General features: G+C 45.7%; 14 protein-coding genes and 1 other annotated feature. All 14 genes read right to left on the bottom strand.

The window, feature by feature from the left end; all coding sequences use genetic code 11:
• Window positions 1–10: 10 nt before the first annotated feature.
• On the bottom strand, window positions 11–481 hold the full coding sequence (rpsG, locus tag ACFQU8_RS05300) for a 30S ribosomal protein S7 (protein ID WP_382358158.1): 471 nt from the start codon (window positions 479–481) through the stop codon (window positions 11–13).
• A 35-nt stretch (window positions 482–516) separates the two neighbouring features.
• Window positions 517–939 carry a 30S ribosomal protein S12 gene (gene rpsL / locus ACFQU8_RS05295; RefSeq protein ID WP_382358157.1) on the bottom strand — a complete coding sequence of 141 codons (423 nt, stop codon included), beginning with the start codon at window positions 937–939 and terminating at the stop codon, window positions 517–519.
• 131 nt (window positions 940–1,070) lie between these two features.
• A complete protein-coding gene (locus ACFQU8_RS05290; RefSeq protein WP_382358156.1) occupies window positions 1,071–1,322 on the bottom strand; it encodes a ribosomal L7Ae/L30e/S12e/Gadd45 family protein in 252 nt (83 codons plus the stop codon).
• 275 nt (window positions 1,323–1,597) lie between these two features.
• Entirely contained in the window at window positions 1,598–5,218 is a 3,621-nt protein-coding gene (gene rpoC / locus ACFQU8_RS05285; RefSeq protein WP_382358155.1) for a DNA-directed RNA polymerase subunit beta', read from the bottom strand.
• Window positions 5,219–5,332: 114 nt separating this feature from the next.
• On the bottom strand, window positions 5,333–8,869 hold the full coding sequence (rpoB, locus tag ACFQU8_RS05280; RefSeq protein WP_382358154.1) for a DNA-directed RNA polymerase subunit beta: 3,537 nt from the start codon (window positions 8,867–8,869) through the stop codon (window positions 5,333–5,335).
• Between the two features lie 401 nt (window positions 8,870–9,270).
• Window positions 9,271–9,870, bottom strand: coding sequence for a class I SAM-dependent methyltransferase (locus ACFQU8_RS05275; RefSeq protein WP_382358153.1), 600 nt, complete (start codon window positions 9,868–9,870; stop codon window positions 9,271–9,273).
• An 80-nt stretch (window positions 9,871–9,950) separates the two neighbouring features.
• On the bottom strand, window positions 9,951–10,319 hold the full coding sequence (rplL, locus tag ACFQU8_RS05270; protein WP_382358152.1) for a 50S ribosomal protein L7/L12: 369 nt from the start codon (window positions 10,317–10,319) through the stop codon (window positions 9,951–9,953).
• Between the two features lie 55 nt (window positions 10,320–10,374).
• A complete protein-coding gene (gene rplJ / locus ACFQU8_RS05265) occupies window positions 10,375–10,881 on the bottom strand; it encodes a 50S ribosomal protein L10 (protein ID WP_382358151.1) in 507 nt (168 codons plus the stop codon).
• A gap of 30 nt (window positions 10,882–10,911) precedes the next feature.
• Window positions 10,912–11,057: a sequence feature (ribosomal protein L10 leader region), on the bottom strand.
• 43 nt (window positions 11,058–11,100) lie between these two features.
• The gene (rplA, locus tag ACFQU8_RS05260; protein WP_382358150.1) at window positions 11,101–11,799 is read right to left on the bottom strand and encodes a 50S ribosomal protein L1; all 699 of its coding nucleotides are present in this window, start codon (window positions 11,797–11,799) and stop codon (window positions 11,101–11,103) included.
• 184 nt (window positions 11,800–11,983) lie between these two features.
• Complete coding sequence (gene rplK, locus ACFQU8_RS05255; protein ID WP_382358149.1) at window positions 11,984–12,409, bottom strand: 50S ribosomal protein L11; 426 nt, start codon at window positions 12,407–12,409, stop codon at window positions 11,984–11,986.
• A gap of 224 nt (window positions 12,410–12,633) precedes the next feature.
• A complete protein-coding gene (nusG, locus tag ACFQU8_RS05250; RefSeq protein WP_382358148.1) occupies window positions 12,634–13,167 on the bottom strand; it encodes a transcription termination/antitermination protein NusG in 534 nt (177 codons plus the stop codon).
• A gap of 157 nt (window positions 13,168–13,324) precedes the next feature.
• Window positions 13,325–13,501, bottom strand: a complete 177-nt coding sequence (gene secE / locus ACFQU8_RS05245) for a preprotein translocase subunit SecE (RefSeq protein ID WP_382358147.1) — start codon at window positions 13,499–13,501, stop codon at window positions 13,325–13,327.
• A gap of 37 nt (window positions 13,502–13,538) precedes the next feature.
• Window positions 13,539–13,688: a 50S ribosomal protein L33 gene (rpmG, locus tag ACFQU8_RS05240; protein ID WP_382358146.1), complete on the bottom strand. Its 150-nt coding sequence runs from the start codon at window positions 13,686–13,688 to the stop codon at window positions 13,539–13,541.
• 60 nt (window positions 13,689–13,748) lie between these two features.
• The gene (gene sigH / locus ACFQU8_RS05235; protein WP_382358145.1) at window positions 13,749–14,408 is read right to left on the bottom strand and encodes an RNA polymerase sporulation sigma factor SigH; all 660 of its coding nucleotides are present in this window, start codon (window positions 14,406–14,408) and stop codon (window positions 13,749–13,751) included.
• Between the last annotated feature and the right edge of the window lie 58 nt (window positions 14,409–14,466).

Genomic DNA, 14,466 nt, shown 5'->3' with positions numbered 1-14,466 from the left:
TTGGTTTTGTCTACCAGCGATAGTGTGCGAATGCTTTGTTCGCCTCGGCCATCTTATGCAATTCCTCACGCCGTCTTACAGCTGCTCCAGTATTATTGGAAGCATCCATAATTTCATTAGCGAGACGTTCTTCCATCGTTTTCTCACCACGGAGACGTGCGTAATGAACGATAAAGCGCAAGCCTAAAGCCTGACGCCGTTCAGGGCGCACTTCCACTGGCACCTGGTAGTTTGATCCGCCGACGCGGCGTGCGCGTACTTCCAGAACCGGCATAACGTTTTTCATCGTTTGCTCAAAGACATCCATGGCCTCCTGGCCGCTTCGTTCCTTAACGAGTTCAAACGACTTATAGAGGATTTTTTGTGCTTTCCCCCGTCTGCCGTCAATCATAATCTGATTGATTAAACGCGTTATCAATTTTGAATTGTAAAGTGGATCGGGTAAAACATCACGTTTCGGTACTGGCCCTTTACGTGGCATATGTCCCCCTCCTTTCCCTTAATTTTAGACACGAATTACTTTTTCTCAGCTTTTGGTTTCTTAGTTCCATATTTGGAACGGCCTTTTCTGCGTCCGTCGACACCTGCTGTATCAAGAGCACCGCGCACGATATGATAACGAACACCCGGCAAGTCCTTAACACGGCCACCACGCAACAGAACAACACTGTGCTCCTGCAGATTGTGTCCAATCCCTGGAATATAAGCCGTTACTTCCATATTGTTGGATAAACGAACACGTGCATACTTCCGCAGTGCTGAGTTTGGTTTCTTAGGTGCCAATGTGCCAACACGTGTGCAAACCCCGCGTTTTTGCGGTGAATTTTGCTTTGTAAACCGTTTTTTAAGACTGTTATACCCTCTGTTCAATGCAGGGGAGTCATATTTTTTCGGTTTGTTCACACGCCCTTTTCGCACAAGCTGATTAATTGTAGGCATTGTAAGTTCCTCCTTTCTGATTCGTCAATAGCCAATGACCACCCATCATAACAGGCTATCATAATACCACATATCCAGGTGGTTCATTTTTGCTTAAAAAACAAAGCTTTCGCGACTGCATCGCCAAAACCTTATTGTTTTATCGCCACTGCTGATGCATCAACGTCAATTCCACAAGCTGCGCCAAGTTTCTTTTTTGAGTCAACGCGACGACAGGGTATACCTGACTCACCTGCCAAAAGCGCTGCCTCTCGCGTTAGCTCTTTGTCCGCATCATCAGCAATAAACACTTCACTGATTGTGTCGTGCTTAATGGCTTTAAGTGTTTCCTTCATTCCGATTATTAAATGTGATCGGGATTGGGTTACCTTTTCATAAGACATGCGCATATCCTCCAAAGTAACAAGTATAATCGGAAGCACCCTGGATATATTACCATTCCGGTTTTATAATGTCAAGAATTCTTTCGCCATTTTCCCGAGTGCTCCCAGCTTTGATACTCACGTCAATGCTTGTCCTATTTTGCCAGTCAGTCCTTTTAACTCAGCACACTTTAATAAAACATACCCCGGTTTCTGCAAAGCCGGCCATTAATCCGGGGAGCTAAGTCATGGCCAGAGACGGAAGCTGGAAACGCAGTGTGGGGGAACTCCCCACTTTACTGCACGGTTTCCGACTCCTCCGGTTCTTCCGATTCTTCCGTTGTTTCTTCCGGTTCATCTGTTGCCGTTTCAAGCTGACGGTAGCGGTCGATACCGGTCCCTGCCGGAACAAGCTTACCAAGTATAACATTTTCTTTAAGTCCCATCAGCTCATCACGTTTACCTTTAATCGCAGCATCAGTGAGAACACGCGTGGTCTCCTGGAATGATGCAGCTGATAAGAAGGATTCTGTTTCCAGAGCTGCTTTCGTAATACCAAGTAATACAGGCTGGCCGGTCGCAGGCTGTTTGTTTTCCTGCAATATAGGTTCGTTTGCATCTCTAAACTGGTGAATTTCCAGAAGTGAACCTGGCAGTTCATCTGAATCACCCGACTCAACAATGCGGATCTTGCGCATCATTTGCCGCACCATAACTTCTACGTGCTTGTCATCAATTTCAACACCCTGCATCCGGTAAACTTTTTGCACTTCACGAAGCAGATATTGTTGCACGCCTTCGATGCCCTGCACTTTAAGAAGTTCTTTTGGATCCACAGAGCCTTCTGTGATTTCCTGTCCGCCAATGATTTCATCGCCAACTGAAATTTTCATGCGCGCATTATAAGGGACTGGATATGTGCGCTGTTCAACTTCGCCTTGAACAACAACTTCCAGTTTATCCTTCAATTCCCTAATGTCCTCGACAGTTCCGTGAATTTCACTAATGACAGCCTGACCTTTTGGATTACGGGCTTCAAACAACTCCTGAATACGCGGCAGACCCTGAGTGATGTCATCGCCGGCAACGCCGCCGGTATGGAATGTGCGCATTGTCAGCTGAGTACCCGGCTCACCAATGGATTGGGCTGCGATAATACCAACGGCTTCACCGACTTCCACTTGATCACCGGTTGCCAGGTTGCGGCCGTAGCATTTCTTGCAGACGCCATACTTCGAATTGCAGGTGAATGCGGAGCGAATAATAACTTCTTCGACCCCTGCTTCATTAATCTGTTTGGCCTGATCTTCTGTTATCAAACCATTTTTCGGAACAATAACAGCACCTGTTTCCGGATGATAGACATTTTCAAATGCGGTACGGCCAAGTAAGCGATCAAACAGTGGTTCAATCACTTCTGTATCATCTTTAAGCGACGATACTTTCAAACCACGGTCAGTGCCACAGTCATCTTCACGAATAATGACATCCTGGGCAACGTCCACAAGTCGGCGCGTCAGATAACCTGAGTCTGCTGTTTTCAGGGCAGTATCCGCAAGACCTTTACGGGCGCCGTGTGTTGAGATAAAGTACTCCAGCACAGTCAGACCTTCACGGAAGTTGGACGTAATCGGCAGTTCCATGATTTCACCAGATGGGTTAGCCATCAGGCCACGCATGCCGGCAAGCTGTGTAAAGTTCGAAGCATTACCACGAGCACCGGAGTCACTCATCATAAAGATTGGGTTCTGCGTATCAAGTGAACCCATAAGACGATCCTGAATATCATCTTTGGCACTTGACCAGATCGATATAACGCGGTCATAACGCTCGCTGTCTGTGATGAGTCCGCGTCTGAACTGTTTCTGCACTTTATCAACCTTACCCTGCGCATCGTCCAGAATCTCTTGCTTCTCATCCAAATCAACAACATCCGAAACACCAACAGTTATACCAGCCTTTGTTGAGTAACTGAAGCCGAGATCTTTCATACGGTCCAGCATTTTAGATGTTTCACTGATTTTTAGCTGCTTGAAGACCTCAGCGATAATATCACCCATGATGCCTTTCTTAAATGGCGTAACAAGATCGCGCTGCTTCAATTCCGCTTTGATATCTGTTGTTGGTTCAACAAAGTAGTTATCCGGTATGGCATTTTCCAGATTTTCAGCCGTCGGTTCATTCAGATACGGGAATGAGTCTGGCAGAATTCCGTTGAAAATCAGCTTGCCAACCGTTGTCAAAAGCAGTTTCCTCTGCTGCTCTTCTGTGAAGGAACGTTTATTTAAACTGGATGCTTTAACCGCAACACGCGTATGCAAATGAACATAACCGCTTTGATAAGCAATCATGGCCTCATCTATATCTTTGAACGTGCTGCCCTCGCCAATGGCACCAGGCCTTTCCATAGTCAAGTAATAATTGCCCAGCACCATATCTTGTGATGGTGTAACAACCGGCTCGCCATCTTTCGGATTAAGGATGTTCTGTGCGCTGAGCATAAGAACACGTGCCTCGGCTTGTGCTTCAGCTGAAAGCGGTACGTGAACAGCCATCTGGTCACCGTCAAAATCGGCATTGTATGCTGGACAGACAAGCGGGTGCAAACGTATCGCACGCCCTTCTGTGAGTACCGGTTCAAATGCCTGGATACCTAGACGGTGCAATGTTGGCGCCCGGTTCAGCATGACCGGATGCTCCCGGATAACTTCCTCAAGAACATCCCATACTTCTGGATGGACACGCTCAATTTTTCGCTTAGCCGATTTAATATTATGGGAATAACCTTGCGCAACAAGTTCTTTCATAATAAACGGCTTGAACAATTCCAGTGCCATTTCACGCGGCAGGCCGCATTGGTACATTTTCAGAGTTGGGCCAACTGCAATAACTGAACGTCCGGAATAGTCAACACGCTTACCGAGCAGATTCTGCCGGAAACGGCCCTGTTTCCCTTTAAGCATATGGGACAGAGATTTCAGCGGACGGTTTCCAGGACCTGTAACCGGACGACCGCGCCGGCCATTGTCAATCAATGCATCGACTGACTCCTGAAGCATCCGTTTTTCGTTTTGAACGATGATGCTCGGAGCACCCAGATCCAAAAGACGTTTCAGACGATTATTCCGGTTAATCACACGACGGTAAAGATCATTCAAATCTGATGTCGCGAAACGACCACCGTCAAGTTGTATCATCGGACGGATCTCCGGCGGAATAACCGGCAGTACATCAAGTACCATCCACGCTGGATCATTACCGGAATTCCGGAACGCTTCCAGTACCTCCAGACGCTTGATAGCCCGTGTTCTGCGCTGGCCATGTGCTGTTTTCAGTTCGTCTTTTAATGCCTCAGACTCTTTTTCAATATCAAGATCCTGAAGAAGTTTGCGAATGGCTTCCGCTCCCATTTGGGCTTTGAAGCTATTACCATATTTTTCATAGTATGACCGGAACTCTTTTTCGGAAAGCAATTGTTTCTTTTCCAGCGTTGTATCGCCGGGCTCGGTCACAATATAAGCTGCAAAATAGATGACCTCTTCTAAAGCGCGTGGCGACATATCGAGCATAAGTCCCATACGGCTCGGAATACCTTTGAAGTACCAAATATGTGAAATAGGTGCCGCAAGTTCCAAGTGGCCCATTCGTTCACGGCGGACTTTTGCTTTCGTTACTTCGACACCGCAGCGATCACAGACAACACCTTTGTACCGAACGCGTTTATATTTCCCGCAATGACATTCCCAGTCTTTTGTCGGACCGAATATACGCTCACAAAAAAGGCCGTCTTTTTCTGGTTTTAACGTGCGGTAATTAATGGTCTCCGGTTTTTTAACCTCACCGTAGGACCATGAACGAATCTTTTCTGAAGAAGCCAGGCCGATTTTCATGTACTCAAATTTATTTACATCCAGCAAGGGTCTACCTCCCTTATTAATGTCTGATCATCAAGCCAGACAGAACCGGCATATGTGCCGGTTCTGTTAATCCAGCTGCTCTATTGCCAGCCAGTAGACAAGCCATCCGTCTAATTAGGTTTCTTCACCTTCCAGATTCAGCTTGCTTGCTGATTGTGTCTCTTCTTCTTCAAGCTCCTGCATTTCAATTTCCGATTCATCACTTGCAAGCATCTTGACGTCCAGTCCAAGACTTTGCAATTCTTTAATCAGCACCTTGAACGATTCAGGTACGCCTGGTTCTGAAACATTATCACCTTTGACGATTGATTCATAGGCTTTGACACGTCCTACCACATCATCTGACTTAACGGTGAGAATTTCCTGGAGGGTATAAGCTGCACCATACGCTTCAAGTGCCCAGACCTCCATTTCACCAAAGCGCTGTCCGCCGAACTGAGCTTTACCGCCCAGTGGCTGCTGCGTTACGAGTGAATATGGTCCTGTTGAACGGGCGTGCAGTTTATCGTCCACCATGTGTGCCAGTTTGATCATGTACATGACGCCAACAGAGATACGATTATCAAATGGCTCACCAGTCCGTCCGTCATAGAGAAGGGTTTTAGCATCCTGTGCCATACCGGCCTCATCCAGAGTGGCCAGAAGATCATCTTCATTAGCCCCGTCAAAGACAGGCGTCGCCACATGCAGTCCAAGTTCCCTTGCTGCCATACCGAGATGCAATTCGAACACCTGTCCGATGTTCATCCGTGACGGAACACCCATTGGATTAAGCATCATATCAATTGGTGTGCCATCAGGCAGGAAAGGCATATCTTCTTCAGGTAAGATTTTGGAAATGACACCTTTGTTGCCGTGTCTTCCTGCCATCTTATCCCCTTCTGAGATTTTCCGTTTCTGAACAACATAAACACGCACCAGCTGGTTTACACCGGGCGACAATTCATCGCCATCTTCGCGATTGAATGTCTTTACATCAAGCACAATACCGCCTGATCCATGCGGCACTTTCAGGGATGTATCGCGCACTTCCCGGGCTTTTTCGCCAAAAATGGCATGAAGCAGCCGCTCTTCAGCTGATAATTCCGTGACCCCTTTAGGTGTTACCTTGCCTACCAGAATATCACCATCAGAAACTTCGGCACCGACACGAATAATACCGTCTTCGTCCAGATTCTTCAGAGCTTCTTCACCAACATTTGGAATATCTCTGGTGATTTCCTCCGGACCGAGCTTCGTATCGCGGGATTCTGATTCATATTCCTCGATATGGATTGACGTAAAGACGTCATCCTTCACGAAGCGTTCACTCATAACAACGGCGTCTTCATAATTGTAGCCTTCCCAGGTCATGACGCCAACGACTGCGTTACGGCCCAGTGCCAGCTCCCCTTTTTCCATGGACGGGCCGTCAGCCAGAATTTCGCCTTTGGTTACATGATCACCTTTGCTGACAATCGGGCGCTGATTATAACAGGTGCCCTGGTTGGAACGAATATATTTCTGCATACGGTAAACGTCCAGATCACCCTGAACTTCTTTGCCATCCACTTCCGAAATCCGGCGCACACGGACTTCTTTAGATTCCACATGTTCAACAATGCCTTCATTCTGGCAAATGATCGCGGCACCAGAGTCTTTACCAGACACATACTCCATGCCTGTTCCAACGAGAGGCGCTTCTGGTTCCATTAAAGGAACTGCCTGCCGCTGCATGTTGGCACCCATCAAAGCACGATTGGAGTCATCATTCTCCAAAAATGGCACACAAGCTGTAGCAGCTGAAACGACTTGCTTTGGTGATACGTCCATATAGTCAATCTTCTCACGTGGAACGACCGTATTATCACCACGGAAACGTGCAACCACTTCTTCTGAGGCAAATGAGCCGTCCTCGTTCAATTCGGCGTTTGCCTGAGCCACAATATAATTATCTTCCTCATCAGCCGTCAGATAATCGGTCTGAGTTGTTACTTCACCGGTTTCTGGATCAACGCGGCGATACGGTGTCGCAATAAATCCAAATTCATTAACCTTTGCATAACTGGATAACGAGTTAATCAGGCCAATGTTTGGACCTTCCGGCGTTTCAATTGGACACATGCGGCCATAGTGCGAGTAGTGAACGTCACGAACTTCAAATCCGGCGCGTTCACGCGTCAAACCGCCAGGCCCGAGAGCGGACAGACGCCGTTTATGGGTCAATTCTCCCAGCGGATTTGTCTGGTCCATAAACTGGGACAGCTGCGAGCTGCCGAAAAATTCCTTAATTGAAGCGATCACCGGACGAATATTGATCAGCTTCTGCGGGGTGATGCTCGATGTATCCTGAATTGACATCCGTTCGCGCACAACACGCTCCATACGGGACAGCCCAATACGGAATTGATTTTGCATCAGCTCTCCGACTGAACGCAGACGCCGGTTGCCCAAATGGTCAATGTCATCAGTTCCGCCAACATGATGCAGCAAATTGAAAAAGTAACTGACGGACGATAGGATATCAGCCGGGGTTATATGCTTAACATCCCTATCAACATTTGCATTTCCGATGACATCAAGTTCTTTTTCACCATCAGGGTCTGATGGGTCCATAATCTTAATCGACTGCAGTCGGACAGGCTCTTCCAGAACCTCTTGATTTGTATCAACAAATGATTCGCCCAGCATATTGTCCTGATCTTCCAGATACGGAATAATCTTATCCAGCAATTTACGCTCCAGGCGATCGCCTCTCTGTGCCAGAACCTCACCCGTTTCTGGATCAACAAGCGGTTCTGCCAATACCTGATTCAGCAGACGATTGGAAATATCAAGTTTTTTATTCACTTTATACCGGCCTACACGTGCCAAATCATAACGTCTCGGATCAAAAAAGCGGGAAATCAGAAGACTTCTTGCATTTTCCACGGTCGGTGGTTCACCCGGACGCAGCCGTTCATAAATTTCCAGCAGAGCTTTTTCCGTTGTTTCGGTACTGTCTTTTTCCAGAGTGTTTTTCAGGTACTCATTATCGCCAATCAAATCAATGATTTCCTGATCCGTTCCAAAACCGAGCGCACGCAGCAGTACAGTCACCGGTAATTTCCGTGTACGATCGATTCTTACATAGGCAACATCTTTAGCATCCGTTTCAAATTCCAGCCATGCGCCGCGATTCGGAATAACGGTTGCCGCAACGCCCCGCTTGCCATTTTTATCAAATTTCTCGCTGTAATAGACACTTGGTGAACGCACAAGCTGCGAGACAACAACACGTTCTGCGCCATTAATAATAAATGTGCCCGTATCGGTCATCAGCGGAAAATCTCCCATAAAGACTTCCTGCTCTTTCACTTCGCCCGTTTCATTATTAATCAGACGGACTTTCACTTGCAGCGGCGCATTATAGGTAACATCCCGCTCTTTGGCCTCAGCTACGGGGTATTTAGGCTCACCAAGGCTGTAATCTATAAACTCCAGTGATAAGTTGCCCGCAAAATCCTCAATCGGTGATATATCGTGGAACATTTCCCGCAAACCTTCATCCAAAAACCACTGATAGGAAGCGGTCTGAATTTCAATTAGATTCGGCAGTTCCAATACCTCACTAATGCGTGCATAGCTTCTGCGCTGGCGGTGCCGTCCATACTGAACTAGTTGACCTGTCAACTGCTTCACCCCTCAAATCAAGCATTTTTCATAGATTATTCACATAGGCATACTGTGAAAAATGACTTCTATATTTGGAAAACTGACTGATACTTCCTTGATCCTATCAGCCACGTTGAAACCAGTTACTGGAATAGATGCAAAATAACAATAGTACGCACGCGTACTACTGCTCTAGACATGTATTTAGACAAACCTGCAGACTGAGAAAACTGCAGCCCTGCACACCGGAAAACCGAAAATAAAGAAAGTGTGTTTCATCTTGTTTGTAATTCTGTCGATTGTATCATTGTTTCCGTTTACCGATAATTTATACATACAATAATTCAGGATCGTCTATTGACAAATAAACTGGCATATTAGCATTAAATCATATTAACACAAGATATCGTTAAGGTCAATTACTTAATCGCCTGTAAAATGTAATAGCCTTTACTGCGGTCTGTTATCGTAACATTTCCGAATATGTTTATCAATTTCTTTTGGGCGGATGGCGCTCCCTGCTTCTTTTGTATAACAACCCACAGGCATCCGCCTTTTAACAAAGCATCGTGACTGTCTTCAAACATTTGATGAACCGTTTGCTTGCCAGCTCTAATGGGCGGATTAGTCAGTATAGCAGCAAAGGCGCGTCCATTAAGGTTATGAAACCCGTCACTCAAAACAACGTCTGTATTTGACACGTGGTTGTGATCAGCATTTTTCCTCGCAAGCGCAGTTGCCCGTTCATTAATATCTGACAGCGAAATATGTCTGTTCGGATGATGCGCTGCAACAGCAATGCCAATCGGACCATAGCCACAGCCGAGATCGAGAAAGTCTCCCGCAATCGCCGGCTCAGCAAACTGCTCAACTAACAAGCGCGAACCGTAATCGACTTCATTTTTGGAAAAAACACCATAATCACTTTCAAAGGTAAAATAACTGCCCAGCAGCCTTGAGTGCCATTTCTTTGGTGAACTTTTGGAGTGAGGATGTTGTGAAAAGTAATGATCAGACATACAGGCACCTGCTTTGAAAGTAATGTGAAGATAAATAGACTAGAGCCCGCCGAAAAATCGGCGAGCTCTTGTTATGGGAATTACTTAATTTCTATCGTAGCTCCGGCTTCTTCAAGCTGGCTTTTGATGTCTTCAGCATCATCTTTGGAAGTGCCTTCTTTAACAGCCTTAGGTGTGTTATCGACGACTTCCTTAGCTTCTTTAAGGCCAAGTCCAGTTACTTCACGAACAGCCTTAACAACTTTGATCTTGGAATCGCCAGGATCCTGAAGTTCAACATCGAATTCTGTTTGCTCTTCTTCAGCCTGACCACCATCAGCTGCGCCGCCTGCAGCAGCAACTGGTGCTGCAGCAGATACACCGAATTCTTCTTCAATTGCTTTAACCAAATCATTTAGTTCCAGAACAGACATTTCTTTAACTGCATCAATAATCTGTTGATTATCCATGATAATTCCTCCATTTTCAAGATAGTTTGTTATGCCGGTTTAACCGGGCATTGCTTTATGCGCTTTCTTCTTCTTTTTGATCGGCAACTGCCTGGACGCCATAAGCAAGGTTGCGCACTGGTGCCTGCAATACACTGAGCAGCATTGCAACCATGCCTTCATAATTCGGCAGATCTGCTAATTCAGTGATTTGCTCAAGTGTTGCAACCTCGTGCTCAATGACACCACCTTTAAGTTCTAATGCCGGATGTTCTTTAGCGAAGTTGTTTAAGATTTTGGCCGGTGCTACCACGTCGTCGTTACTGAACGCAACTGCCGTAGGTCCAACCAATGTATCCGATAACGCGCCTAAGTCAACAGCATCAGCTGCACGGCGAAGCATGGAGTTTTTGTAAACTTTAAACTCAACACCTGCTTCACGCAACTGGCGGCGCAGCTCATCAGCTTCAGCTACATCAAGGCCGCGGTAGTCAACCAGAATTGTTGATTGACTGTTACGGAACTTTTCAGCAATCGCGTCAACAAGCTGGCTCTTCTGTTCGATAATATTGCTGTTAGCCATTCTTCCACCTCCTATGAAATGCATCATACCGTACCCATTAAATAAGCCTCCATGCAGACATGGAGGCCTTCTGGTCAAATGATTAACAGGCGCAAATCATTTGCTCATAAAACCTCGGCAGGACATTAAGCGGCAGAGTCCGCACCTGCTGTCTACGGTACAACGTATTTACTGATAACGCTAATCAGTTTACAAGATCAGTTGTTAAAAGTCAATCACTTATTTATTCCGGTAGCTGCTGACATCTATTCGAATGCCGGGTCCCATGGTGGACGTAATAGCGGCATTACGCATATAAACGCCTTTTGAAGCTTGCGGTTTTACTTTCACAAGCGTCTCGGCAACCGCCTCAAAGTTCTCAACTAATTGATCGTTATTAAATGAAATCTTGCCAATAGGGACATGGATATTCGCCGCTTTATCAACGCGATATTCCACTTTACCAGCCTTAATCTCATTAACGGCTTTTTCGACTTCAAACGTAACAGTGCCTGTCTTAGGGTTTGGCATTAGACCCCTGGGTCCCAGAACACGACCCAGTTTACCAACTTCAGCCATCATATCCGGTGTAGCCACAACAACGTCAAATTCAAACCAGCCCTGATTAATCTGGTTAATAAGATCCTGGTCACCTACATAATCGGCACCGGCATTTTTAGCTTCAGTTGCTTTATCGCCTTTTGCAAATACAAGCACACGCTGTGTTTTTCCGGTTCCGTGCGGCAGCACCATAGCACCGCGAATTTGCTGATCAGCTTTTTTGGGGTCAACACCCAGACGGAATGCCGCCTCGACTGTTTCATCAAAATTCGCCTTAGCCGTTTCTTTTAGCAAAGCAACAGCTTCTTCATCGCTATACGATCTAGAACGGTCAATAAGCTTGGACGTTTCCTGATAACGTTTACTTCTTTTTACCATTTTGTTTCCTCCTCGGGTTGTGGTTTATAGCGGTTAGACCTCCCACTCGAAAAATGCTGGAGCCAGCTTCTAAACGAACGGCTTCCGCTCGTTCAGAATAGACAGGCTGGCATTTTTCATGAAAAAAGTTGCGTCGTAATGGCAAGCCATTGTCCGCAACCTGCATTCATGCACGAACTGGCATTTAGTCCTTAATTTCAAGACCAATGCTCTGTGCGGTTCCTTCAACCATACGTACAGCTGCATTAAAATCAGCCGCATTCAAGTCAGGCATTTTCGTTTCCGCAATTTCCTGCACTTGCTCACGCTTGACTGAAGCAATATTATTTCGCACTGCTTCGCCAGATCCGGTTTCAATTCCGGCTGCTTTCTTCAATAACACTGCAGCAGGCGGTGTTTTTGTGATAAATGTAAATGAACGGTCTTCAAACACCGTGATTTCAACAGGAATAATCATGCCAGCCTGATCTTGCGTGCGTGCGTTAAATTCCTTACAGAATCCCATAATGTTGACACCAGCCTGACCCAATGCTGGTCCTACTGGCGGCGCTGGGTTGGCCTTACCTGCTTCAATCTGCAATTTAACAACTTTGATTACTTTTTTAGCCACGAGACACACCTCCTTAAAGTCCGTGATGTGGTAATAGGGTATTCCCCTCCCACTCAAGCATTACCAGTCCCCATACTGCAGCGACGGTAAATAACAAAGGAATTTTAGCATGTATCGGCAAATAATGCAAGTTTTTTCGCACCTCATGCGAGATTATTTGCTGAACATCTCTTTTTCAACACTTAACATGAGTTATTGCTTACATGCCGGATACGGATATCCCATTATAGTTTTTCGATCTGTGAAAAGTCCAATTCGACCGGGGTCTCGCGGCCAAACATCGTGACGTGAACTTTTACTTTTTGCTTGTCTGTGTCGATATGCTCGATCGCACCAGTAAAGTCACTGAACGGACCATCTGTTACGCGCACATTTTCGTTTATTTCAAAATTGACTTGCGTTGTTGGTTCTGCGAGGCCCATGCGTTTTAATATAGAATCAATTTCATCCGACAGAATAGGTGTCGGTTTCGTCCCCTGGCCACTTGATCCGACAAAGCCTGTCACACCTGGTGTGTTCCTTACAACATACCAGGAATCATCAGTCATAACCATTTCTGCCAGAACATACCCAGGGAAAAACTTCTTCTTAACTGTCTTTTTCTTACCGTTTTTAATTTCAATTTCTTCCTCTTCCGGGACAATTGCACGAAAGATTTTGTCCTCCATGCCCATTGACTCAGCACGTCTTTCCAAGTTTGACTGAACTTTATTCTCATAGCCGGAATACGTATGAATGGCATACCAGTTTTTTTCCATGTCAATAGGACAATTAGCTGCCCTTCCCTCCCTTGCGTAATAAATAGCGTCAGCATCATGGCTGCATATTAAAAAACCCGAGGCCTCGGGTTTTTTATCTAAGTCTATCATATACTATTATAGCATAATCATAACATGTTTATTCAATAAAATAACGTTAGAAAAATAAATTCACGATTTGTGAAATACCCATATCAACGATCGCGAAGAATACAGCCACAAAAATAACTGTTGTCAAAACCGTAATAGTATAGCTTGTCAATTCCTGGCGTTTTGGCCAGGTGACCTTTTTCATTTCTCTGGAAACGTCTTTAAAGAAGCTTACGATTTTCACTGCTCGTCTCCCCCCAAATTCTGCCGAAAACGATCACTTATTTGGTTTCACGATGCCATGTGTGCACGCCGCACGTTTTACAATATTTCCGTGTTTCCAGACGTTCAGACTGCCTGGCTCTATTGGAGCTTGTCGTATAATTTCTGCTGGCGCATACCGCACACGCCAAAGCAATACGTTCAGTCATCGTATCACCCCATAACAGGGTTTTTCACTTATACTAATTTAGCATGTCCCACACTCTGTGTCAACGAGCTGTGTTATCTCCCGCTTCCGGCGTTTCCAGCAGCTGTTCCAATTTTTGTTTGATTCGCTGCAGCGCATTATCAATGGATTTGACATGCCGTCTTAATTCAACTGAGATTTCCTGATAGGAACTCCCCTCCATATACAGATTGAGCACTTTCTTTTCTAAAACGCTTAATAATTTAGATAATTTCTCCTGCAAGTCACTTAATCGTTCCTGACTCACAAGCAGTTCCTGCGGGTCAAAGACTTCAGATCCTGCTATAACGTCCATCAGGGTCCGTTCGGAGTCTTCTTCATAGAGAGGTTTGTCCAATGACACATATGAATTGAGAGGTGTATGTTTATGTCGTGTGGCAGTTTTGATAGCTGTAATAATCTGACGGGTGACACAGAGTTCAGCAAACCCTTTGAATGAAGAAAGCTTGTCCCCATCATAATCACGAATTGCCTTGTAAAGACCAATCATGCCCTCTTGCACAATGTCTTCTCTGTCAGCGCCAATAATAAAATAAGTCCGTGCCTTTGCTTTCACATAAGGCATGTATTTATTGATGAGGATGTCCAGCGCTTCGACATCACCCCAGTGGATTAAGCAGATTAAGTCATCATCACCCAGCGATTCCGGCCGATCATCTGTTTCTATCAGATTGACACCCACCAAGCAAGACCCCCTGACTGCCCTTTAACCATTTAGGCGTATTATACAGTAAGCGCTT

This window comes from Lentibacillus kimchii, assembly GCF_042666895.1.
In the GTDB taxonomy this organism is placed as follows: domain Bacteria; phylum Bacillota; class Bacilli; order Bacillales; family Amphibacillaceae; genus Lentibacillus; species Lentibacillus kimchii.
The sequence above is the reverse complement of the archived record's forward strand: the minus strand, read 5'-3'. Positions and strand labels throughout refer to the sequence as shown.